The organism is Actinokineospora bangkokensis (genome assembly GCF_001940455.1).
In the GTDB taxonomy this organism is placed as follows: Bacteria; Actinomycetota; Actinomycetes; order Mycobacteriales; family Pseudonocardiaceae; genus Actinokineospora; species Actinokineospora bangkokensis.
On the sequence record NZ_MKQR01000011.1, the window covers coordinates 39,505 to 63,764 of the forward strand.

General features: G+C 77.8%; 2 protein-coding genes. Both read right to left on the bottom strand.

Features of this window, described 5'->3' with window-relative positions:
- Nucleotides 1-41: 41 nt before the first annotated feature.
- Entirely contained in the window at nucleotides 42-8,708 is an 8,667-nt protein-coding gene (locus tag BJP25_RS11435; protein WP_075974853.1) for a type I polyketide synthase, read from the bottom strand.
- A gap of 7 nt (nucleotides 8,709-8,715) precedes the next feature.
- Complete coding sequence (locus BJP25_RS36160; protein ID WP_075974854.1) at nucleotides 8,716-24,255, bottom strand: type I polyketide synthase; 15,540 nt, start codon at nucleotides 24,253-24,255, stop codon at nucleotides 8,716-8,718.
- Between the last annotated feature and the right edge of the window lie 5 nt (nucleotides 24,256-24,260).

The following is a 24,260-nucleotide window of genomic DNA, read 5'->3' on the forward strand; positions in this document are numbered from 1 at the left end:
GTGGGACATCTGCGTGGTCCTTTCGGTCGCCCTGGGCCGGTTCAGGAGATGCCGAACTTGGTGCCGAGGAGGTCGAACATCTCGTCGTCGGTCGCGTCGTCGAAGGTGGCGGGGTCACCGCCGGGACCGGCCTCGGCCGGGTCGTCGAGCAGGGCGCGCAGCCGGGTCAGGACCCGGGTGCGGGTGGTGGCGTCGAGGGCGTCGGCGGCCAGCGCGGCCTCCAGCCCGGCCAGGTCGCGCAGGGCGTCGGTGGCCGGATCGGCCCCGGCGACCAGCCGCCCGGTGAGCAGGGCGGCCACGGCCTCGGCGGTGGGGTGGTCGAACACCAGCGTGGCGGGCAGGTCCAGCCCGCACGCGGCGGCGAGCCGGTTGCGCAGGTCCACTGCGGTCAGCGAGTCGAACCCGAGCTCCTTGAGCGGCTTGGTCGCCGGGACGTCCCCGCCGCCGGAGCGGCCGAGCACGGCGGCGATCTGCTCGCGCACCTCGGTGAGCACCACGTCGGCGGCGGCCCGCTGGTCGAGCCCGGCGAGGCGGGCGCGCAGCCCGGTCGCGGCCTGCGGGCGCTCGGCCGGGTCGGGGGCCGCGGCCTCGGGGATGGCGCCGATCAGCGGGCTGGGGCGGGTGGCGGCGAACCCGGCGCTGAACCGCGCCCAGTCGACGTCGGCCACGGTGACGACGGTGTCGCCGTGGTCGATGGCCTGCTCCAGCGCGGCGACGGCCAGCTCGGGCGGCATCGGCGCGAGGCCGCCCTGGCGCATCCGGGCGGCCCGGGTCCCCTGCTCGGCCAGCCCGCCGCCGCCCCAGGCGCCCCAGGCCACCGAGGTGGCGGGGAGCCCGGTGGCGCGGCGGCGCTCGGCGACGGCGTCGAGGTGGGCGTTGGCCGCGGCGTAGTTGCCCTGACCCGCGCCGCCGGTGGTCGAGGCCAGCGAGGAGAACAGCACGAACGCGGACACCTCGCCCACCAGGTCGTGCAGGTTCTGCGTCGCGGTGGTCTTGGGGCGCAGGACGGTGGCGGCGCTGGCGGGGGTCAGCGCGTCCAGGACACCGTCGTCGAGCACGCCCGCGGTGTGGAAGACGGCGCTGACCGGGTGCTCGGCGAGCACGGCGGCGAGCGCGCCGCGGTCGGCGGCGTCGCAGGCCACCACCGCGACCTCGGCACCGGTCGCCCGCAGCTCGGCGGCGAGGGCGTCCGCGCCGGGGGCGTCGGGTCCCTGGCGGCTGAGCAGCAGCAGGCTGTCCGCGCCGCGGGCGGCGAGCCAGCGGGCGACGTGGCCGCCGATCGCACCGGTGCCGCCGGTGACGAGCACCCGGCCCTCCGGCTTCCACTGAGCCGGGGCGGGCGCGCCGCCCAGCGGCGCGCGGACGAGCCTGCGCGCGTGGACGCCCGAGGGTCGGACGGCCACCTGGTCCTCCGTGCCCGCGAGGACGCCCGCCAGGCGCTCGGCGGCCCGGTCGGTGGGCGTGGCGGGGGCGTCGACCAGACCGCCCCAGCGGCGGGGGTGCTCCAGGGCGGCGACCCGACCCAGGCCCCAGACCTGGGCGGCGGCGAGGTCGTCGGGGGCCTCGCCGGGGCGGGTGGCGACCGCGCCCCTGGTCAGGCACCACAGCGGGGCGGCGATCCCGGCGCGCAGCAGGGCGGTGGTCCCGGCCAGGGCCGCGCTGACCTCCGGGTGGTCGGGCAGCGGGCGGGTGTCGAGCGCCAGCAGCGACAGCACCCCGTCCCAGTCCCCCGCCACCTCGGCCGGGTCGACCTCGGCCGGGCCCGCCGCGAGGTCGACCCGGGAGACCTGCGCGCCCCGGGCGGTCAGCGCGCGGGTCAGCGGGTCCACCCACGGGTCGGCGGCGCCGCCCTCGGGGACCACGAGCAGCCAGCGGCCGCCGAGCGCGGCGGTGGGCTCGGGCAGCTGCTCCCAGGTGACGCGGTAGCGCCAGGAGTCCAGGGTGTCGCGGACGGTGCCGCGCTCGCGCCAGGCGGCGAGCGCGGGCAGCAGGTCGGTGAGGCGGGCGTCGGCGTCGACCCGCAGCGTGGCGGCGAGCGCGTCCGGGTCCTGCCCCGCGACCGCGGCCCAGAACTCGGCGTCGGCGGCCGAGCCCGCCGCGGCCGGGGTGGTGGCCGGGGTCGGCCAGAAGCGCTCGTGCTGGAAGGCGTAGGTGGGCAGGTCGACCCGCCTGCCGGGGGCCACCGCGGCGAAGTCCGGCGCCAGGCCGCGCACGACGCCCTCACCGAGCGACAGCAGCATCCGGTCGAGGCCGCCGGTGCCGCGGCGCAGCGAGCCCACCGCGACGACCCCGTCCGGCAGGGCCATGGTGAGCACCGGGTGCGGGGAGCACTCGATGAACGCGTGCCCCGCCAGCTCGGTGACGGCGTCGGCGAACTGGACCGTCGAGCGCAGGTTGGCGAACCAGTAGTCGGCGTCGAGGGCCGTGCCGTCCTCGAAGCGGCCGGTCAGGGTGGAGCGCACCGGGACCGCGCCCGCGCGGGGGCGGACCGGGGCGAGCACGTCGAGCAGTTCCGCGCGCAGCTCGTCGACCTGGGCGGAGTGCGAGGCGTAGTCGACCGGCACCCGCTTGGCGCGCACGTCGTCGGCCTCGCACGCGGCCACCAGCTCGTCGAGCGCGGCGGGCTCGCCGGAGACGACGACCGCCGACGCGCCGTTGACCGCGGCGACCGAGACCCGCTCCCCGAACGGCGCGATCCGCTCGCGGACCTCGGCCTCACCCAGCGCGACCGACACCATGCCGCCGCGCCCGGCCAGCCGCCGCAGCACCTGCGAGCGCAGCGCGACGACCCGGGCACCGTCCTGGAGCGACAGCGCGCCCGCCACAACAGCAGCCGCGATCTCCCCCTGCGAGTGGCCGACCACCGCGTCGGGCCGGATGCCCCAGGACCGCCACACCTCGGCCAGCGACACCATCACCGACCACAGGACGGGCTGCACGACGTCCACGCGCTCCAACAGCGCGGCATCGCCCAACGCCTCGTCCAACGACCAGTCCACGAACTCCGACAACGCGGCGGCGCACTCGGCAAGCCGCTCGGCGAACACCGGCGACTCCGCAGCCAGCTCTCGGGCCATGCCCACCCACTGCGAACCCTGCCCCGGGAAGACGAACACGACGCCGTCGACCTCGGTCGCCTCGCCGCGCGCGACCCCGGCGGCGGGCTCGTCGCGGCTGACCGCGGCCAAGCCCTCCAGCAGGTCCTCGGCGCTGCGGCCGACGACGGCGGCCCGGTGCGCGAGCGCGGCGCGCCCGGCCAGGGTCGCGGCGACGTCGACCGGCGAGAAGCCCCCCGCGAGGGCGGAGCGCAGCCGCGCGGCCTGCTCGGCCACCCCCGCCGCCGTCCCCGCGGACAGCGGCAGCAGCACCGCGGGCGGCTGCGCCGAGGCGACGGGCTCGGGCGCGGGGCCCTGCTCCAGCACGACGTGGGCGTTGGTGCCGCTGACGCCGAAGGAGGACACCGCGGCCCGGCGCGGCCGGTCCCGCTCGGGCCACGGGCGGGCCTCGGCCAGCACCTCCACGGCCCCGCTGGTCCAGTCGACGTGCGGGGTGGGGGCGTCGACGTGCAGGCTGGCGGGCATCACCCCGTGCCGCATCGCCAGCACCGCCTTGATCACCCCGGCCACGCCCGCGGCGGCCTGCGTGTGCCCCAGGTTGGACTTCACCGAGCCCAGGTACAGCGGCTCGGCGCGGTCTGCGCCGTAGGTCGCGAGCAGCGCCTGGGCCTCGATCGGGTCCCCGAGCGCGGTACCGGTGCCGTGCGCCTCGACCAGGTCCACATCGGACCCGTCGAGGCCCGCGGCGGCGAGCGCGGCCCGGATGACCCGCTGCTGGGCGGGCCCGTTCGGGGCGGTCAGGCCGTTGGAGGCGCCGTCGGAGTTCACCGCCGACCCGCGCAGCACGGCCAGCACCTCGTCCCCGCGCCGCAGGGCGTCGGAGAGCCTGCGCACGACCAGCACGCCGACGCCCTCGCCCCAGCCCGTGCCGTCCGCGGCGGCGGCGAAGGGCTTGCACCGGCCGTCGGCGGCCAGGCCGCGCTGGCGCGCGAACTCCACGTAGGCGCCGGGGGTCGACATGACGGTGACCCCGCCCGCCAGCGCGGTGTCGCACTCGCCGGAGCGCAGCGCCTGGGCGGCCAGGTGCAGGGCGACCAGCGAGGCCGAGCAGGCGGTGTCGACGGTGACCGAGGGGCCGTGCAGGCCGAAGGCGTAGGACACCCGACCGGAGACGACGCTGGCCGCGTTGCCGGTGGCGATGTGCCCGTCGACCGGCTCGCCGGAGTTGGTGATCAGCGACAGGTAGTCCTGCCCGTTGGTGCCCACGAACACCCCGGTGGCGCTGCCGCGCACCCCGCGCGGGTCGAGCCCGGCGCGCTCCAGCGCCTCCCACGAGGTCTCCAGCAGCAACCGCTGCTGCGGGTCCATCGCCAGCGCCTCGCGCGGGGACACGCCGAACAGGTCGGCGTCGAACCCGGTGGCGTCGGCCAGGAAGCCGCCCTCGCGCACGTAGGTCGTGCCGGGGTGGTCGGGGTCGTCGTGGAACAGCGAGTCGAGGTCCCAGCCGCGGTCGCGGGGGAACGGGCCGACCGCGTCGCCGCCGTCGACGAGCAGCTGCCACAGCTGCTCGGGGCTGCCGACCCCGCCGGGGAAGCGGCAGGCCATGCCGACGACGGCGATCGGCTCGTCGGCGCCGGCGGCGGTGGCGGTGCTGCCCGCGGCGGCGGTGGTGCCCGCGAGGTGGCGGGCGAGGTCGGCGGGGGTCGGGTGGTCGAACACGAGCGTGGCGGGCAGCGGACTGCCCGCCACCTCCGCGAGCAGGTTGCGGAACTCCACGGCGGTGAGCGAGTCGAAGCCCAGGTCGCGGAAGGCGCTGTCGGCGGGCACGGCGGCGACCCCGCTGTGGCCGAGGACGGCGGCGGCGGTCTCGCGGACCACGCGCAGCGCCGACGCCTCGTCGGTCCAGGTCTCGCGGGCGGGGGCGGCGGCGCGGCGGGCCTCGGGCAGCGCGGCGAACAGCGGGGCCCGGCGGGCGCCGAGCACGCCCCAGTCGATGTCCGCGACGGTGACGGCGGGCAGCCCGGTGCCCACGGCGGCGGCCAGCGCGGTGAGCGCGCGGTCCGGGTCCATCGCGGCGAACCCGCCGCGGGCGGTGCGGTCGGCGGCCCCGGCGGTGTCGGCGGCCATGCCCGACCCGGCCCACGGGCCCCAGGCCAGCGAGGTGACCGGGGTCCCGGCGGCGCGGGCGCGGCGGGCGAACTCGTCCAGCTCGGCGTTGGCGGCGGCGTAGTTGCCCTGCCCGGCGGAGCCGAAGGTCGCCGCGGCGGAGGAGAAGACGACGAACGCCTCCACCCCGCCGACCCGCTCGACGGCCTCGGCCAGCACGCGCACGGCGGCGAGCTTGGGCGCGGCGACGGTGGCGAGCCGGTCCGGGGTCAGCCGGTCCAGCACCCCGTCGTCGAGCACGCCCGCGGTGTGCACCACCGCGGTCGGGCGGACCTCGTTGACGAGCGCGGCCACGGCGTCCCGGTCGGTGGCGTCGGCGGCGCGCGCCTCGGCGCCCAGGGCGGCGGCGGTCTCGGCGTCGAGCCCGCGCCTGCTGACCAGCACGACCCGCTCCGCGCCCTGCTCGGCGCACCAGCGGGCGGTCTCGCGGGCGAGGCCACCGGTGCCGGTGATCAGCACCGTCCCGCGCGGGCGCCAGCGCTCGCGGCCGGAGACGCGCACGAGCCTGCGGGCGAACACCGCGCCGTCGCGCACCGCGGTCTCGGGCTCGCCGCTGGCCACCACCGGCCCCAGGTCGGCCGGGCCGGTGACCCGGACCAGGCCGCCCCAGCGCTCGGGCACCTCCAGCGCGGCGGTGCGGCCGAGGGCGGCGATGGCCTCGGTGTGCTCGCCGTCGTCGGGCAGGACGAACCACAGCGGCGCGGTCGCGCCCTGCAGCAGGGCCAGCGCCTCGGCCGGGGTGGCCGGGCTGTGCGGGGCCCAGTCCGCGGGCAGGTCGGCGGGGTCGGGGGTGATGCGCTGCCAGGTGGTGCGGTAGAGCCAGCCCGGGGTGTCGTCGGCGGAGCGGTGGGCCGGGTCGAGCCAGAAGCGCTCGTGCTGGAAGGCGTAGGTGGGCAGGTCGACCACGCGGCCACCGGCGGTGAAGGCGGACCAGTCGACGCCGCGCCCGCCCGCGTGCAGGGCGGCGAGGGCGCGCACGGCGGTCTCGGCCTCGTCGCGGTCGCGGACCTGGGCGGGGACGCAGCCCGCGACGGCCGGGGTGAGGGCGGCGTCGGGGCCGACCTCCAGGACGTGCGCGGCGTCGAGGCGGGCGGCGCCGTCGGCGAAGCGGACCGCGCGGCGGGCGTTGTCGACCCAGTACCCGGCGTCGGCGGGGTCCTGCTCGCCTGCGACGCCGATGAACTCGACCTGGGCGGGCGAGCGGTCGATGCCCTCCACCACGGCCCGCAGCTCGGCCAGCACCCCGTCGACGTGCGCGGAGTGGAAGGCGTGGCTGACCTTGAGCAGGGACGCCTTGACCCCGCGCGCCTTGTGCTCGGCCACCACGGCCGCCACGGCGTCGGCGTCACCGGACACCACGACGGACCCGGCGGTGTTCACCGCGGCGACCTCGACACCTGCGGGCGCGGTGAACCCCGACTCCGGCACGTCGAGGGCGGCCATCGCACCCCGCGCGCTGATCGAGCCCATGAGCGCGCCGCGCGCGACGACCAGCCGCGCGGCGTCGGCCAGGGAGAACACGCCCGCGGCCCACGCCGCGGCGATCTCGCCCACCGAGTGCCCGATGACCACGTCCGGCCGCACGCCCCACGACTCGAACAGCCGCACCAGCGCGACCTCGAACGCGAAGATCGCGGGCTGGGCGAACTGGGTCTCGTCGATGCGCGACCCGTCCGCGACCGCCTCCCGCACCGCGGCGGGGAACAGGCCCAGGACCTCGTCCCACGCCTCGGCGAACGCGGGGAACTCGGCGGCGAGCCCGGCACCCATGCCCGCGCGCTGCGAACCCTGGCCGGTGAACACGAACGCGGTCCGCCCGCGCGCGGCGGTGCCCCGGATGGCCAGCGAGTCCAGGCCCGCGATCAGCTGCTCGGCGGTGCGGCCGACGGCGACCCCGCGCGCGGGCAGGTCGGCGCGCCCCTCGACGAGCGTGCGGGCCACGTCGCGCGGGTCGGCGGGGGTGGCCCGCAGGTGGGCCGCGAGCCGGGAAGCCTGCTCCCGCAGCGCTTCGGGCGTGCGCCCGGACACCGGCCAGGCGAACACGCCGGTGGCCGCGGCGCGCTCGGGCTCGTCGACGGCCGGGGCCTGCTCCAGGATCGCGTGCGCGTTGGTGCCGCTGATGCCGAACGACGACACCGCCGCGCGCCGCGGCCGGTCGACGGCGGGCCACGGGCGGGCCTCGCTGAGCAGTTCGATCGAGCCCGCGGACCAGTCGACGTGCGTGGAGGGCTGGTCCAGGTGCAGGGACTTGGGCAGCACGCCGTGCTGGAGCGCGCCGAGGAGCTTGATCACCCCGGCGACGCCCGCGGCGGCCTGGGTGTGGCCCAGGTTGGACTTCACCGAGCCCAGGTAGAGCGGTTCGGCGCGGTCGGCGCCGTAGGTGGCCAGCAGCGCCTGGGCCTCGATCGGGTCCCCGAGGACGGTGCCGGTGCCGTGCGCCTCGACCAGGTCGACCTCGGCGGGGGTGAGCCGGGCGGCGGCCAGGGCCTTCTGGATGACCCGCCGCTGCGACGGGCCGTTGGGGGCGGTCAGGCCGTTGGACGCGCCGTCGGAGTTGACCGCGGTGCCGCGCACCAGGGCGAGCACTCGGTGGCCGTTGCGGCGGGCGGCGGAGAGCCGTTCGAGCAGGACCAGGCCGACCCCCTCGCCCATGCCGGTGCCGTCGGCGGCGTCGGCGAAGGACTTGCAGCGCCCGTCCGGGGCCAGGCCGCGCTGGCGGGAGAACGCGGTGAACACCTCGGGGGTGGGCATGACGGTCGCGCCGCCCGCGATGACCAGCGAGCAGTCGCCGCGGCGCAGCGCGTTGACCCCCAGGTGCAGGGCCACCAGCGAGGACGAGCAGGCCGTGTCGACGGTGAGCGCGGGGCCCTCCAGGCCGAAGGCGTAGGCGATGCGCCCGGAGATGACGCTGCCCGCGTTGCCGGTGAGCAGGTGCCCCTCGACGCCCTCGGGCACCTCGTGCGCGGCCGAGCCGTAGCCGGAGTACGCCGCGCCGACCAGGACACCGGTGTCGGCGCCGCGCTGGGCGGCGGGGTCGAGCCCGGCGCGCTCGAACAGCTCCCAGGTGACCTCCAGCAGCTGGCGCTGCTGCGGGTCCATGGCCAGCGCCTCGCGCGGGGAGATGCCGAACAGGGCGGGGTCGAACTCGCCCGCCCCGGCCAGGAAGCCGCCGTGCCGGGCGTAGGAGGTGCCGGGGTGGTCGGGGTCGGGGTGGTGCAGGTCGGCGGGCCAGCCCCGGTCCTCGGGGAACGGCTCGACGGCGTCGACGCCGTCGGCGACCAACTGCCACAGCTGCTCGGGCGAGCCGATCCCGCCGGGGAAGCGGCAGGCGGCGGCGACGACGGCGATCGGTTCGGCGTCGCGGGCCTGGTGGGCGCGCAGCCGGGCGTCGGTCTCCGCCAGCTCCGCGGTGACGCGGCGCAGGTAGTCCGTCAGCTTCTTCTGCTGGTCGGTCTTCTGCTGGTCGGTCGTTCGCTGGTCGGTCATCGCTGCCTCACACACTTTCCGAGCGGCCGAAGCGCTGGTCGATGAAGTCGAAGATGTCCTCGTCGGCGACGTCGGCCAGCGCCGTGGCCGAGGCGGGGTCCTCGGGCTCGAACGGGTCGAACGGCTCGGCCACCGCGGTCGCCCGGTCGAGCAGCTCGCGCAACCGGGCGGCGAGGGCCCCGGCGGCGCCCGCGTCGGCGGTCTCCAGCGCGAGCGCGACCCGGTCCAGCTCGGCGGTGACGTCGGTGTCCCGGGCGGCCGGTGCCGAGGGGGCAGGCGCGCCCAGGCCCTCGCCGCCCAGGCCCTCGACGAGGTGCGCGGCGAGCGCGGCGGGGGTGGGGTGGTCGAACACCAGGGTCGCGGGCAGCTTGAGCCCGGTGGCCGCGGTGAGCCGGTTGCGCAGCTCGACGGCGGTCAGCGAGTCGAAGCCCACGTCCTTGAACGGCCGCTCGGGGTCGACCGACGCCCGGTGGGTGAACCCGAGGACGGCCGCGACGTGGTCGCACACCACGTCGAGCACCAGCCCGGCGCGGGCCCGCGGCGCGGTGGCGGCGAGCCGCTGCGCGAGCGGGACCTCCCCCGCGGCGGTGGCGGCCGCGCGCCGCGCCGCCGTGGTGCGGACCAGGCCGCGCAGCAGCGGCGGCACGACCTCGCGCGGGGCGAGGTCGAGGCCGACGGGCACCAGGACGGGCTCGTCGACCAGCAGCGCGGCGTCGAACAGGTCCAGCGCCTCGGCGGTGGGCAGCGCGCGCACGCCGCCGCGGCCGAGCCGGGCGCGGTCGACGCCCGCGGTGAGCCCGCTGGCGTCGTCCCAGAGCCCCCAGGCCAGCGACACCGCGGGCAGGCCGTGGGCGCGGCGGTGGGCGGCCAGGGCGTCGAGGGCGGCGTTGGCGGCGGCGTAGTTGCCCTGCCCGGGGCTGCCCAGCGTCGCGCCCGCGGCGGAGAAGAGGACGAACGCGGCGAGGTCGCCGGTCAGCTCGTGCAGCGCCGTGGCGGCGTCCGCCTTGACCCGCAGCACGGCGTCGACCTGCTCGGGGGTGAGCGTGTCGAGGGTGCCGTCGTCGAGCGCGCCCGCCGCGTGCACCACCGCGGTCAGCGGGCGGTCGAGCCCCGCCAGCAGGTCGGCCAGCGCGGCCCGGTCCGCGACGTCGCAGGCGGCGAGGACGACCTCGGCCCCGGCGGCGCGCAGCTCGTCGGCGAGGTCGACGGCCGTGCCCGCGGAGCGGGCGGCGAGCACCAGGTGCCGCACGCCGTGCCTGGCCACCAGCCTGCGGGCCACGTGCGCGCCCAGCGTGCCGGTGCCGCCGGTGACCAGGACCGCGCCGTCGGGGTCGAGCGGGGCGGGGGTGGTGAGCACGACCTTGCCGATGTGCTTGGCGTGGCTGACGAACCGGAACGCGTCGGGGGCGCGGCGCACGTCGAACTCGGTGCGCGGCAGGTGGGTCAGCGCGCCCTGGTCGAACAGCGCCAGCACCTCGCGCAGGATCTCCCCGACCCGGTCCGGGCCCGCGTCCGCGAGCAGGTCGAACGCCCGGTACTCGGCGCCCGGCAGGCCGTCGCGGACGTCGGTCTTGCCCATCTCGACGAACCGCCCGCCCGGGCGCAGCAGGCCCGCCGAGGCGTCGACGAACTCCCCGGCCAGCGAGTTGAGCACCACGTCGACCGACCCCGCGCCGAACTCCTCGGCGAAGGCCAGGTCGCGCGAGGACGCCACCCGCTCGACGCCCAGCGCGCGCACGGCGTCCCACTTGGCCGGGCTCGCCGTGGCCAGCACGGTCGCGCCCCAGTGCCGGGCCAGCTGCGCGGCGGCCATGCCGACCCCGCCCGCCGCGGCGTGCACGAGCACGGTCTCCCCCGCCGCGAGGCGACCGAGGTCGCGCAGGCCGTAGTAGGCGGTGAGGAACACGACGGGGACGGCGGCGGCCTCCGCGAAGCCCCAGCCCGCGGGCAGCGGGGCGAGCATCCTGGCGTCGGCCAGCGCGTGCGTGCCGAAGCCGCCGGTGAACATGCCGAGCACGCGGTCGCCGGGGGCGAACCCGGTGACGCCCGCGCCGACGGCGGTGACCACGCCCGCGCCCTCGCCGCCGAGCTGCGCCCGCTCGGGGTACATGCCCAGGGCGATCATGACGTCGCGGAAGTTCAGCCCGGACGCGCGCACCGCGACCCGCACCTGCCCCGGGCCGGGCTCGGCGACCTCCTCGGCGCAGTCGACCGCGGCGAGCGCGTCGAGCGTGCCGGGCTCGGGGGCCTCGACCCGCCACACCGGGCCGGGCGGGACGAGCGAGGCGCTCGCGCCGACCCTGGCCAGCCGCGGGGCCAGGACCGCGCCGTCGCGCACGGCCAGCAGCGGCTCGTCCACCACGGCGAGGGCGGCGGCCAGGTCGGCCTCGGGGGTGCCCGCCGGGTCGAGGTCGACCAGCACGACCCGGCCCGGCTGCTCGGCCTGCACCGAGCGGACCAGGCCCCACAGCGGGGCGTGGGCCAGGTCGAGCACGTCCTCGCCGTCGCGGACGGCCACGGCCCGCTCGGTGACCACGGCGACGCGCGCGTCGCCGCCGGAGAGCAGCGCGCGCAGCTCGGTGATGGTGTCGACGACGGCGTCGCGCTGGGTCCTCGCACCGGTGCGGCGCAGGACCACCGTCTCGGTCTGGTCGTCGCCCGCGGGCACCGGGGTCCACCGGGTCAGGTAGAGCGAGTCGGGCGCGGACGACAGCGACCGGGCGGTCATCTTCCGCGAGACCAGCGACGCGACGGTCAGCACGGGGCTGCCCGCGGTGTCGGTGAAGTCCAGCGAGATCGCGTCCGGGCCGACCGGGCGCAGGGCCACGCGCAGGGCGACGGCGCCGGTGGCGTGCAGGGCCGCGCCGCGCCAGGCGAACGGCAGGCCGCCGCCGGGGCCGTCGAGGGCGTCGAGCAGCGCGGCGTGCAGCCCGGCGTCGAGCAGGGCGGGGTGCGCGGCGAAGCCCGCCGCGCCGTCGCGGGCCGCCTCCGGCAGCTCCACCTCGGCGAACAGCGCGTCGCCCGCCCGCCAGGCGGCGCGCAGGCCGCGGAAGGCGGGCCCGTAGTCGAAGCCCGCGGCGGCGAACGCGGCGTAGACCTGGTCGGGGTCGACCGGGATCGGCTCGGCCCCGGCGGGCGGCCAGACCGGGTCGGCGTCGGGCACGGCCGGGGCCCGCGGGCTCAGCACGCCGGTCGCGTGCTCGGTCCACGGCGCGGTCGAGCCCGCGGGGCGGGAGTGGATCGCCAGGTCGCGGCGGCCCTCGTCGTCCGGCTCGGACACGGTGGCCTGCACGTCCAGGTCCCCGCGCGCGGGCAGCACCAGCGGTGCGGTGAGCAGCAGTTCCTCGACCTGGGCGCACCCGGCCTGGTCGGCGGCGTGCAGGGCCAGGTCCAGCATGCCGGTGCCGGGCACCAGGACGCGTCCGCTGAGCGCGTGGTCGGCGGTCCAGGGGTGCGAGCCGACACCGACGCGGCCGGTGAGGACGAGCCCGGCGCCGGTGGCGAGCTCCACCGCGTCGCCCAGGACCGGGTGGCTGCCCGTCGCGCCGGTGCGGCGCGGGGCGTCGAGCCAGTAGCGCTCGTGCTGGAAGGCGTAGGTGGGCAGCTCGACGCGCTCGCCGTCGGGGACGACGGCGGCCCAGTCGGGCTGGACACCGCGCACGACCAGCTCTCCCAGGGACAGCAGCATCCGCGAGAGCCCACCGTCGTCGCGCTTGAGCGACCCGACCGCGAGGACGTCCTCGGGCAGGGCCATCGTCAGCACAGGGTGCGGGGAGCACTCGACGAACGTGCCGAACCCGTCCGCCGCCAACCGCTCCACCGCACCAGCGAACTCCACAGTGGACCGCAGGTTGTCGAACCAGTACCCGGCCCCCATCACCGAGCCGTCCTCCACCCGACCCGTCAACGTCGAGTACACCGGAACCTCGCCCACACGCGGGCGCACCGGCTCCAGCACCGCCATCAACTCGTCGCGCAGCTCATCCACCTGAGCCGAATGCGACGCGTAATCCACCGGGATCCGCTTGGCGCGCACACCCTCGGCCTCGCAGCCGGCGACCAGCTCGTCCAAGGCGGACGGCTCGCCGGAGACCACCACGGCCGACGCGCCGTTGATGGCCGCGATCGACAGCCGCTCCCCGAACGCGGCGATCCGCGCGGCGACCTGGTCTTGCGGCAGCGCGACGGACACCATGCCGCCGCGCCCGGCCAGCCTGCGCAGCACCTTCGAGCGCAGCGCGACCACGCGGGCACCGTCCTCCAGGGACAACGCACCGGCCACCACGGCCGCGGCGATCTCCCCTTGGGAGTGGCCGACGACGGCCGCGGGCTCGACGCCCCACGACCGCCACACCTCGGCCAGCGACACCATGACCGCCCAGAGCAGCGGCTGCACGACGTCCACGCGCCCCATCAGCTCCGCGTCGTCGAGGGCCGCCGCGGGCGACCAGTCGACGAACGCGGCCAGGGCGGCGGCGCACTCGCCCATCCGTTCGGCGAACACCGGCGAGCCCGCCAGCAGGGCGCGGGCCATGCCGACCCACTGCGAGCCCTGCCCGGGGAAGACGAACGCGATCCCGCCCGGGTCACCCGCGACGCCCTCGACCAGCAGCGGGTGCGGGGTGCCGCCCGCGAGCGCGGCGAGCGCGTCCCGGGTGAGCGCGACGGCCCGGTGGTCGAAGGCGGTGCGGGTGGTGGCCAGGGAGAACGCGGCCGAGGCCGCCGGGAGCGCGGGCAGCGCGGCGGCGACCCGGGCGGCCTGGTCGCGCAGGGCGGCCGGGGTGCGGGCCGAGACCAGCAGCGGCACCGGCGCCGCCGACGGGGTGGCGGTGGGCTCGGGCAGCGGGTCGCCCTGCTCCAGCACCACGTGCGCGTTGGTGCCGCTCATGCCGAAGGAGGACACCGCGGCGCGGCGGGCGCGGCCGGTCCGCGGCCACGCCGTCGGCTCCTGCACCAGCCGCACCGCGCCCGCAGTCCAGTCGACGTGCGGGGTCGGCTCGTCGGCGTGCAGGGTGCGCGGCAGGTGGGCGTGGCGCAGCGCCAGCACCGCCTTGATCACCCCGGCGACGCCGGAGGCGGCCTGGGTGTGGCCGATGTTGGACTTCACCGAGCCGAGCAGCAGCGGCTGGTCGCGGCGCTGGCCGTACGCGGCCAGCAGGGCGTCGGCCTCGATGGGGTCGCCCAGGGCGGTGCCGGTGCCGTGCGCCTCGACGTAGTCGACCTCGGCCGCGCCGAGCCCGGCCTCGGCCAGCGCCTCGCGGATGACGCGCTGCTGCGAGCGCCCGTTGGGGGCGGTGAGGCCGTTGGACGCGCCGTCCTGGTTGGTGGCGGTGCCGCGCACGACGGCGAGCACGGGCAGCCCGCGCCTGCGGGCCTCGGAGAGCCGGGTGACCAGCAGCATGCCCGCGCCCTCGGCCAGCGACATGCCGTCCGCGCCCGCGCCGAAGGCCTTGCACCGGCCGTCGGCGGCCAGGCCGCGCTGGCGGGAGAAGCCGATGAGCGCGCCGGGGCTGGACATCACCGCGACCCCGCCCGCCAGCGCCAGGTCGGTCTCCCCGGAGCGCAGCGAGCGTGCGGCCAGGTGCAGGGCGACCAGCGACGACGAGCACGCGGTGTCGACGGTGACCGCGGGCCCCTCCAGGCCCAGGGTGTAGGAGACGCGGCCGGTGACGACGCTGGCCGCGCTGCCGACGAGCAGGTGCCCCTCGGACAGGTCGTCCGCGCCGGTCAGGCGGGCGGCGTAGTCCTGGTAGTTGACGCCCGCGAACACGCCCGCGCGGGTGCCGCGCAGCGTGGTCGGGTCGACGCCCGCGTGCTCCAGGGCCTCCCAGGACACCTCCAGCAGCAGCCGCTGGTGCGGGTCCATCGCGGCGGCCTCGCGCGGGGAGATGCCGAAGAAGGCGGGGTCGAAGTCGGCCAGCCGGTCGAGGAACCCGCCCGCGGCGGCGTAGGTGGTGCCGGGGTGGTCGGGGTCGGGGTGGTGCAGGTCGGCGGGCCAGCCGCGGTCGGTGGGCAGCGGGCCGATGGCGTCGCCGCCCGCGTCGAGCAGCTGCCACAGGTCGGCGGGCGAGGCCACCCCGCCGGGGAAGCGGCAGGCCATGCCGACGATGGCGATGGGCTCGTCGACGGCCTCCCGGACGACGACCTGGGCGGGCGCGGCGCGGCCGAACAGCTCGGCGTCGAGGTGCTCGGCGAGCGCGGTGGCGGTGGGGTGGTCGAACACGACCGTGGTGGGCACGCGCAGGCCGGTGGCGGCGGTGAGCCGGTTGCGCAGGTCCACGGCGGTGAGCGAGTCCAGGCCCAGGTCGCGGAAGGCGGTGCGCGGGTCCACCCCGTCGGCACCGCCGTGGCCCAGCGCGGCGGCGGCGTGCTCGCGCACGACGGCGACCAGGCGGCGCAGCCGGTCGGCGGGGGCGACCCCGGCCAGCTCGGCCCGCAGCCCGCCCCCGGCCGCGCCGCCCGCGCCGCTGTCGGCCTCGGTGAGGGCGGCGACCTCGGGCAGGCGCGAGAGCAGCGGGCTCGGGCGCAGCGAGGTGAACACGGGCACGAACCGGTCCCAGGCGACGTCCGCCACGGCGGGCACGGCGTCGGGCCCGGCGGCGACCTCGCCCAGCGCGGTGAGCGCGCGGGCGGGGTCGAGGAAGGGCAGGCCCTGCCGGTGCACGCGCTCGGGGTCGACGCCCTCGTGGACGTGGCCGTCGTCCCACTCGTTGGCCGCGGCCCACACGCCCCAGGCGATCGAGGTGCCCGCGGCGCCGCGGGCGCGGCGGGCGGCGGCGAGGGCGTCGAGGTGGGCGTTGGCCGCGGCGTAGGCGGCGTGGTCGCCGCTGCCCCAGGTGGCGGCGATGGAGGAGAACAGCACGAAGTCCTCGACGGTGTCGCCGAAGACCTCGTCGAGCACCAGGGCACCGCCGACCTTGGGGCGCACGACCGCGGCGAACTCCGCGGGCGTGGTGGCCGCCACCGGGTCGAGCTTGATGAACGCGGCGGCGTGCAGCACCGAGCGCACCGGGGCTCCCTCGGCGGCGAGCCGGTCGGCCACCGCGCGCACGTCGGCGGCGCTGGTGACGTCGCAGCGGGCGAACTCCACCGCGCCGTCGAGCTCGGCGGTCAGCTCGGCCGCGCCGGGGGCGTCGGCGCCGAGCCTGCTGGTGAGCACGACCCGGGGCGCGCCCGCGGCGACCAGCCAGCGGGCGACGTGCGGGCCGAGCGCGCCGGTGCCACCGGTGAGCAGCACGGTGCCCGTGGGCCGCCACGGGTCGGCCGCGGTGGGGGCGCAGCGCAGCAGCCGGGCGGCGCGCACGCCGTCAGCGCGCACCGCGACCTGGTCTTCCTCGCCGGTGAGGACGGCCAGTGCGGCGGCCGGGTCGGCCGGGTCGGCGGGCAGGTCGACCAGGCCGCCCCAGAGGGCGGGGTGCTCCAGCGCGACGACCTTGCCCAGGCCCCAGACCTGCGCCTGGGCGGGCGCGCGGACCGGGTCGTCGGCGCCGGTGGAGACCGCGCCGCTGGTGGCGGCCCAGAACCGGGCGGTGGCGCCGGTGTCGTGCAGGGCTTGCACCGCGGCCAGGGTCAGGGCCAGGCCCGCGGGCAGGTCGGGGTGCTCGGCGTGCGGGTGCTCGGCGAGGGCGAGGAAGGACAGCACGCCGTCGCCGCGCAGCCTGGCCGCCAGGCTCGCGCGGTCGTCGGTGTCGTCGGCGGTGACGACCTCGGCGCCCAGGGCCTCGGCGGCGGCGCGCGGCCAGGGGTGCTCGGCCTGCTCGGCGTGGACGAGCACCTGCCAGTCGCCCGCGGGCAGCCCGCCCGTGGCGTGCACGGGCTCCCAGTCGAGGCGGTAGCGCCAGGAGTCGATGGCCTCGCGGTCCTGCCTGCGGCCGTGCCAGGCGGCCAGCGCGGGCAGGGCGGTGCGCAGCGCGTCGCGCTCGGGGCCCGCGGGGGCCAGGGCGTCGAGGTCGCCGCGGGCGACGGCGGCCCAGAACTCGGTGTCGCCCGCGGGGGCCTGCGGGCCGGGCTCCAACCAGTAGCGGGTGCGCTGGAAGGGGTAGGTGGGCAGGTCGACGCGGCGCCCGCCGGGGATGACCGCGGCCCAGTCCGGGACGACGCCGCCGACGACGGCCTCCCCGAGCGAGAGCAGCATCCTGGTCAGCGCGCCGTCGTCGCGGCGCAGCGAGCCGACCGCCACGACGTCCTCGGGCATGGCCACGGTGAGCACCGGGTGCGGGGAGCACTCGACGAACACCCCGACCCCGTCCGCGCGCAGCCGGTCGACGGCGTCGGCGAACTGCACGGTGGAGCGCAGGTTGGCGAACCAGTAGCCCGCGTCCATGCCCGACCCGTCCTCCACCTGGCCGGTGAGCGTGGAGTAGACGGGGATCTCGCCCGCGCGGGGCCGGATCGGCTCCAGCGCGGCCATGACCTCCGCGCGCAGGTCGTCGACCTGGGCGGAGTGCGAGGCGTAGTCGACCGGGACGCGGCGCGCGCGCACGTCGTCGGCCTCGCAGGCGGCGATCAGCTCCGCGAGGGCGTCGGGCTCGCCGGAGACGACCACGGCGGTGGCGCCGTTGACCGCGGCCACCGAGATCCGCTCGCCCCAGGGGGCGATCCGGGCGCGCACGTCGTCCTCGCCCAGCGCGACCGACACCATGCCGCCGCGCCCGGCCAGCCCGCGCAGCGCCCGCGAGCGCAGCGCGACCACGCGGGCACCGTCCTCAAGCGACAGCGCGCCTGCCACCACCGCGGCGGCGATCTCGCCCTGCGAGTGGCCGACCACCGCAGCGGGCTCGACGCCCCAGGAGCGCCAGACGGCGGCGAGGGACACCATCACCGCCCACAGCGCCGGCTGCACCACGTCGACCCGGTCGAGCAGGTCGGCGTCGCCGAGCGCGTCGGTCAGCGACCAGTCGGTGAACGGGGCCAGCGCCTCGGCGCACTCGGCCATCCGCGCGGCGAAGACCGGGGAGTCGACGAGCAGGCAGCGGGCCATGCCGACCCACTGCGACCCCTGCCCGGGGAAGACGAACGCGACCGCGCCGGGGTCGCGGGCCACCCCGCGCACCAGCATCGGGTCCTGCCCGCCCGCGGCGAGCGCGTCGAGCGCCTGCGGGCTCAGCGCCACCGCGGTGTGCGGGAGCCGGGCCCGGGTGGTGGCCAGGGAGTAGGCGGCCGAGACCACGGGCAGGGTGGGCAGCGCCTCGGCCAGCCGGGCCGCGGCGGCGCGCAGCGCGGCCTCGGACCGGGCGGAGAGCACCAGCGGCACCTCGGTGGGCGCCTCGGCGGCGGGCGCGGGCTCGGGGTCGCCCTGCTCGATGACGACGTGGGCGTTGGTGCCGCTGACGCCGAAGGACGACACGCCCGCCCGGCGCGGCACCGCGGCGCGCGGCCACGGGACCGGCTCGGTCAGCAGCGACACCGCGCCCGCCGACCAGTCCACGTGCGGGCTGGCCTGGTCGGCGTGCAGGGTCGCGGGCAGCTCCTCGTGCCGCAGCGCCTCGACGACCTTGATCACGCCCGCGACGCCCGCGGCGGCCTGGGTGTGGCCGATGTTCGACTTCACCGAGCCCAGCCGCAGCGGGGTGGCGCGGTCCTGGCCGTAGGTGGCCAGCAGCGCCTGGGCCTCGATCGGGTCGCCCAGGACGGTGCCGGTGCCGTGCGCCTCCACGGCGTCCACATCGGACGGGCGCAGGCCCGCGGCGGCCAGCGCGGCGCGGATGACCCGCTCCTGCGAGGGCCCGTTGGGGGCGGTCAGGCCGTTGGAGGCGCCGTCGGAGTTCACCGCGGAGCCGCGCAGCACGGCCAGCACGCGGCGGCCGGCCTTGCGCGCGTCGGACAGCCGCTGCACCAGCAGCAGGCCCGCGCCCTCGGCGAAGCCGGTGCCGTCCGCCCCGGCGCCGAAGGCCTTGCAGCGGCCGTCGGGGGCCAGGCCGCGCTGGCGGGAGAACTCGGCGAACAGGCCGGGCGTGGACATGACCGTGACCCCGCCCGCCAGCGCCAGGTCGCACTCGCCGTTGCGCAGCGCCTGGGCGGCCAGGTGCATGGCAACCAGCGACGACGAGCACGCGGTGTCGACGGTGACCGCCGGGCCCTCCAGGCCGAAGGCGTAGGCCACCCGGCCGGAGGCGACGCTGCCGGAGTTGCCGGTGCCCAGGTGGCCCTCGACGTCGGCGGGGACGGTGTCGAGCCGGGCGGCGTAGTCGGAGTACATCAGGCCCGCGAACACGCCGGTGCGGCTGCCGCGCAGCGACTCGGCGGGCACCCCCGCCCGCTCGAAGGCCTCCCAGGCCACCTCCAGCAGCAGCCGCTGCTGCGGGTCCATCGCCAGCGCCTCGCGCGGGCTGATGCCGAACAGCTCGGCGTCGAAGTCCGCGACGCCGTCGAGGAACCCGCCCTCGCGCGCGGAGAACGACCCCGGCCGCTCGCCCGCGGGGTCGTAGCCGCCCGTCACGTCCCAGCCGCGGTCGGCGGGGAAGGGGGCGATGGCGTCGCCGCCGGAGCGCACCAGCTCCCACAGCCGCTCGGGGCTGTCGACGCCGCCGGGGTAGCGGCAGGCCATCGCGACGATCGCGATCGGCTCGCCGGCCGCCACCGTGGTCGCCGCGGCCTGGGGCGCGGGGGCGCTGCCCGCGATGGCGGCGGCCAGCGCCCGGGGGGTGGGGTGGTCGAACACGGCGGTGGCGGGCAGCCGGGTGCCGGTGGCCGCGGCGAGCCGGTTGCGCAGCTCGACGGCGGTCAGCGAGTCGAAGCCCAGTTCCTTGAACGCGCGGCCGGGTTCGACGGCGGTGGCCGAGGCGTGGCCGAGGACAGCCGCGGCGTGCGTGCGCACCAGGTCGAGGAGCTTGCGCTCGCGCTCGGCGCCGGTCAGCCCGGCGAGGGCGTCGGCGCCGCCCGCCTCGACCGACCGCAGGTGCGCCCGGCGCGGGCCGACGAGGCCGCGCAGCAGGTGCGGCACCTCGGGGCGCGCGCGCAGGGCGGCGAGGTCGAGCCCGACCGGGACCAGCAGCGCCTCGTCGCGGGCGGTGGCGGCGTCGAACAGGGCGAGGGCGGTGGCGGTGGGCAGCGGGGCGACCCCGGCCCTGGCGAGCCGGGCCACGGCGGCGGCGTCGAGGTGGCCGGTCATGCCGCTGGCCTGGTCCCACAGGCCCCAGGCGAGGGCGGTGCCGGGCTTGCCCTCGGCGCGCCTGCGCGCGACGAGCGCGTCGAGGGCGGCGTTGGCGGCGGCGTAGGCGCCCTGGCCGGGGTTGCCGAACAGGCCCGCGGCGGCGGAGAACACCACGAACGCGGTGAGGTCGAGTCCGGCGGTGGCCTCGTCGAGCGCGCGGGCGGCGGTGACCTTGGGGGTCGCGGCGGCGGCGAGCCGGTCGGGGGTCACCGCGGCCAGCACGCTGTCGTCGAGGACGCCCGCGGTGTGCACGACGGCGGTGACGGGGTGCTCGGTGAGCAGGGCGCGCAGCGCGTCGGCATCGGCGGCGTCGCAGGCGTGGACGGTGGCCTCTGCGCCCAGCTCCGCCAGCCGCGCGACGAGGTCCGCGGCGCCGGGCGCGGCCGGGCCGCGACGGCTGGTGAGCACCAGCGTGCGCACGCCGCGCCGGGCCAGGTGCAGGGCGACCTCAGCGCCGAGGGTGCCGGTGCCGCCGATGACGAGCACGGGCCCGTCGGCGGGGAACGGGTCGGCCGCGCCCTCGTCGGTGACCCTGGCGAGGCGGGGGGCGTGCAAGGCACCGTCGAGAACCCGGGTCCAAGGCTCGTCGCCCGCCGGGAGCAACACGGCGTCCGGGGTCTCCACGACAGCGAAGCGGCCGGGGTGCTCGGCGGCGGCGCTGCGGGTCAGACCCGCGGCGCCCGCGCCATCGGGGTCGGTGGCGACGACCAGGGTCAGCAGGCCGTCGTCGCGGGTGGACCAGGCTTGCAGCAGCGGCAGGACGTCGGCGGCGGTCGTCCCGGCGGGGCAGCGGACGACCAGCGGGGCGGGCAGGTCGGCGTGCGCGTCCGCGAGGTCGACCGGGTCCGCGCCGGTCGAGGGCGTGGGGGTCCAGTCCAGCCGGTGCAGCGGCGTGGTCGGGGCGGACAGGTCGGCGGGGCGGAAGGACAGGCGCTCGGCGGTGAGCACCGGCTCGCCGTCCGGGGTGGTGACGACGAGCGAGACCGCGTCGGGTCCGGCGGGGGTCATCCGGGCGCGGATGGCGCGGGCCCCGGCGGCGTGCACCGTGACGCCCTGCCAGTCGAAGGGCAGCGCGGGCGCGCCCTCGGCGGTGGCCAGGGCGTGCAGGGCGGCGTCGAGCAGGGCGGGGTGCACGCCGAAGCCGCCGGTGTCGGCGTCGGTCGCGGCCTCGGCCAGGACCTCGTCGCCGTGGCGCCAGGCGCGGACCAGGCCGCGGAAGGCGGGGCCGTAGGCGATGCCGCCCTCGGCGAACCGGTCGTGCAGGCCGTCGAGGGTGACCTCCTCGGCGTCGGCGGGCCACTGCCCCACCGCGACCTCGACCGGCTCGGCGCGCAGGGCGCCGCTGGCGTGGCGGACCCACTCGTCGGCGGGGTCCTGGCGGGCGAAGACGGTGACCGGGCGCGAGTCCGCGCCCGCGCCGATGGAGACCTGGACGGTGGCGGGCAGCGCCAGCGGCTCGTGCAGGGTCAGCCCGTCCACGTGCGGCACCCCGGCCTGGCGGCCCGCGGCGAGCACCAGGTCGAGCAGCGCCGTGCCCGGCACCACGACCCGGCCGCCGACGACGTGGTCGCCCAGCCAGGGCGCGGTGGCGGTGGACAGCGTGCCGGTGAGCACCACGCCGTCGTTGTCCGCCAGCGACAGCGCGGCGCCGAGCAGGGGGTGCCCGGTGCCGACCAGGCCGGTGGAGGTGAGGTCGGCGGCACCGCGCGCGGGCCAGAAGCGCTGGTGCTGGAAGGGGTAGGTGGGCAGGTCGGCGCGGCCGTCGCCGGGCAGGACCGCGGCCCAGTCCGGCGCGGCGCCCGCGACGACGGCCTCACCGAGGGACAGCAGCATCCGGTCGAGCCCGCCGTGGTCGCGCTTGAGCGACCCGACGGCGATGACGTCGTCCGGCAGGGCCATGGTGAGCACCGGGTGCGGGGAGCACTCGACGAACACGCCGAACTCGTCGTCCACCAACCGCCGCACGGCGCCCGCGAACTCCACAGTGGACCGCAGGTTGTCGAACCAATACCCGGCCCCCATCACCGAGCCGTCCTCCACCCGACCCGTCAACGTCGAGTACACCGGCACCGAACCGACCCGGGGCCGCACCGGCGCCAACACCTCAGCCAACTCATCGCGCAGCTCATCCACCTGAGCCGAATGCGACGCGTAGTCCACCGGAATCCGCTTGGCGCGCACCCCATCGGCCTCGCAACCGGCGACCAGCTCGTCCAAGGCGGACGGCTCACCGGAGACCACCACAGCGGTCTCACCATTGATCGCAGCGACCGACAACCGCTCCCCAAAACCAGCGATCCGCCCCCGCACAGCCTCCACACCAGCGGCAACCGACACCATCCCACCACGCCCAGCCAACCTGCGCAGCACCCTCGACCGCAACGCCACCACCCGCGCGCCATCCTCCAAGGACAACGCACCCGCAACCACAGCAGCCGCGATCTCACCCTGCGAGTGACCCACGACGGCAGCAGGCTGAATCCCCCACGAACGCCACACCTCCGCGAGCGACACCATCACAGCCCACAACACCGGCTGCACAACATCGACCCGCTCCAGCAGCGCGGCATCACTCAAGGCCTCGTCCAACGACCAGTCCTTGAACTCACTCAATGCCGCATCGCACTCGGCCAGGCGAGCCGCGAACACCTCCGACGACGCAGCCAACCCCCGCGCCATCCCCACCCACTGCGAACCCTGACCCGGGAACACGAACACGGTCCGCCCGGGCTCGCCCGCGGTCCCGGTGACGACGGCGGGGTGCGGAACCCCCGCCGCCAGCGCGGCGACGCCGTCCGCGAGCACATCTCCGGAGCCGACCACCACGGCCCGCGACCGCAGCGCCGTGCGGGTGAACACCAGTGACCGCGCCACATCGGCGGCGTCGGCGCCCGTCCCGGCCAGCTCGGCCGCCCGCGCGCGCAGCGCCGCGTCCGACCCGGCGGAGAGGAACCACGACACCGGGGCGGACGAGGCCGGCTCAGCGGCAGCGGGATCAGCGGCGGGCTCGGTGGCCGGGCCCTGTTCCAGCACGACGTGGGCGTTGGTGCCGCTCATGCCGAACGAGGACACCCCCGCCCGGCGCGGGCGGTCGACGGCGGGCCACTCGCGGGCGGCGGTGACGACCTCCACCGCGCCCGCCGACCAGTCCACGCGCGGGCTCGGCGCGTCGACGTGCAGCGTCGCGGGGAGGGTGCCGTGGCGCAGGGCCAGCAGCATCTTGATCACCCCGGCGACGCCCGCGGCGGCCTGGGTGTGGCCGATGTTGGACTTCAGCGAGCCCAGCAGCAGGGGCCGGTCCCGGTCTGCGCCGTAGGTGGCCAGCAGGGCCTGGGCCTCGATCGGGTCGCCGAGCGCGGTGCCGGTGCCGTGCGCCTCGACGGCGTCGACGTCGGCGGTGGTGAGCTGGGCGTTGTCCAGGGCGGCGCGGATGACCCGGCGCTGGGAGGGGCCGTTGGGGGCGGTCAGGCCGTTGGAGGCGCCGTCGGAGTTGACCGCGGTGCCGCGCACCACGCCCAGGACGCGGTGCCCGAGGCGCTGGGCGTCCGACAGCCGCTCCACCAGCAGCACGCCGACGCCCTCGCCCCAGCCGGTGCCGTCGGCCGCCGCGGCGAACGGCTTGCACCGGCCGTCGGCGGCCAGGCCGCGCTGGCGGGAGAACTCGGTGAACGCCGCCGGGCTGGCCATGACGGTGGCCCCGCCGGTGACGGCCAGGTCGCACTCCCCCGCCCGCAGCGCCTGCACGGCCAGGTGCAGCGACACCAGCGACGCCGAGCACGCGGTGTCGACGGTGACCGCCGGGCCCTCCAGGCCGAAGGCGTAGGCGATGCGCCCGGACACCACCGAGGCGGCGTTGCCGGTGGCGACGTAGCCGCCGAGGTCGTCGGGCGCGCCGCGCAGGGCCTCGGGGTAGTCGTGGACGTTGGCGCCGACGTAGACGCCGGTGCGGCTGCCGCGCAGGGTGGTGGCGTCGAGCCCAGCGCGCTCGAAGACCTCCCAGGTGGTCTCCAGCAGCAACCGCTGCTGCGGGTCCATCGCCAGCGCCTCGCGCGGGTTGACCCCGAACAGGTCGGCGTCGAACCCGGCGACGTCGTCGAGGAACGCGCCGCGGCGGGTGTAGGAGGTGCCGGGGCTGTCCGGGTCGGGGTCGTAGAGGGCGTCGAGGTCCCAGCCGCGGTCGGCGGGGAAGTCGCCCACGGCGTCGCCGCCCGCGACCAGTAGCTCCCACAGCTGCTCCGGGGAGCGGACCCCGCCCGGGAAGCGGCAGGCCATGCCGACGACGGCGATGGGCTCGGTTTGGCGGTCCTGCAGGGCGCGGGTGCGCCTGCGCAGCCGCTCGGCCTCCTTGACCGACGCGCGCAGGGCCTCGAGGAGTTTGTCGTTCGACGTCGTCATGGTGC

Coding starts and splice junctions, on each gene's coding strand:
- BJP25_RS36160 (WP_075974854.1), bottom strand. CDS start 24,255: ATGACGACGTCGAACGACAAACTCCTCGAGGCCCTGCGCGCGTCGGTC.
- BJP25_RS11435 (WP_075974853.1), bottom strand. CDS start 8,708: ATGACCGACCAGCGAACGACCGACCAGCAGAAGACCGACCAGCAGAAG.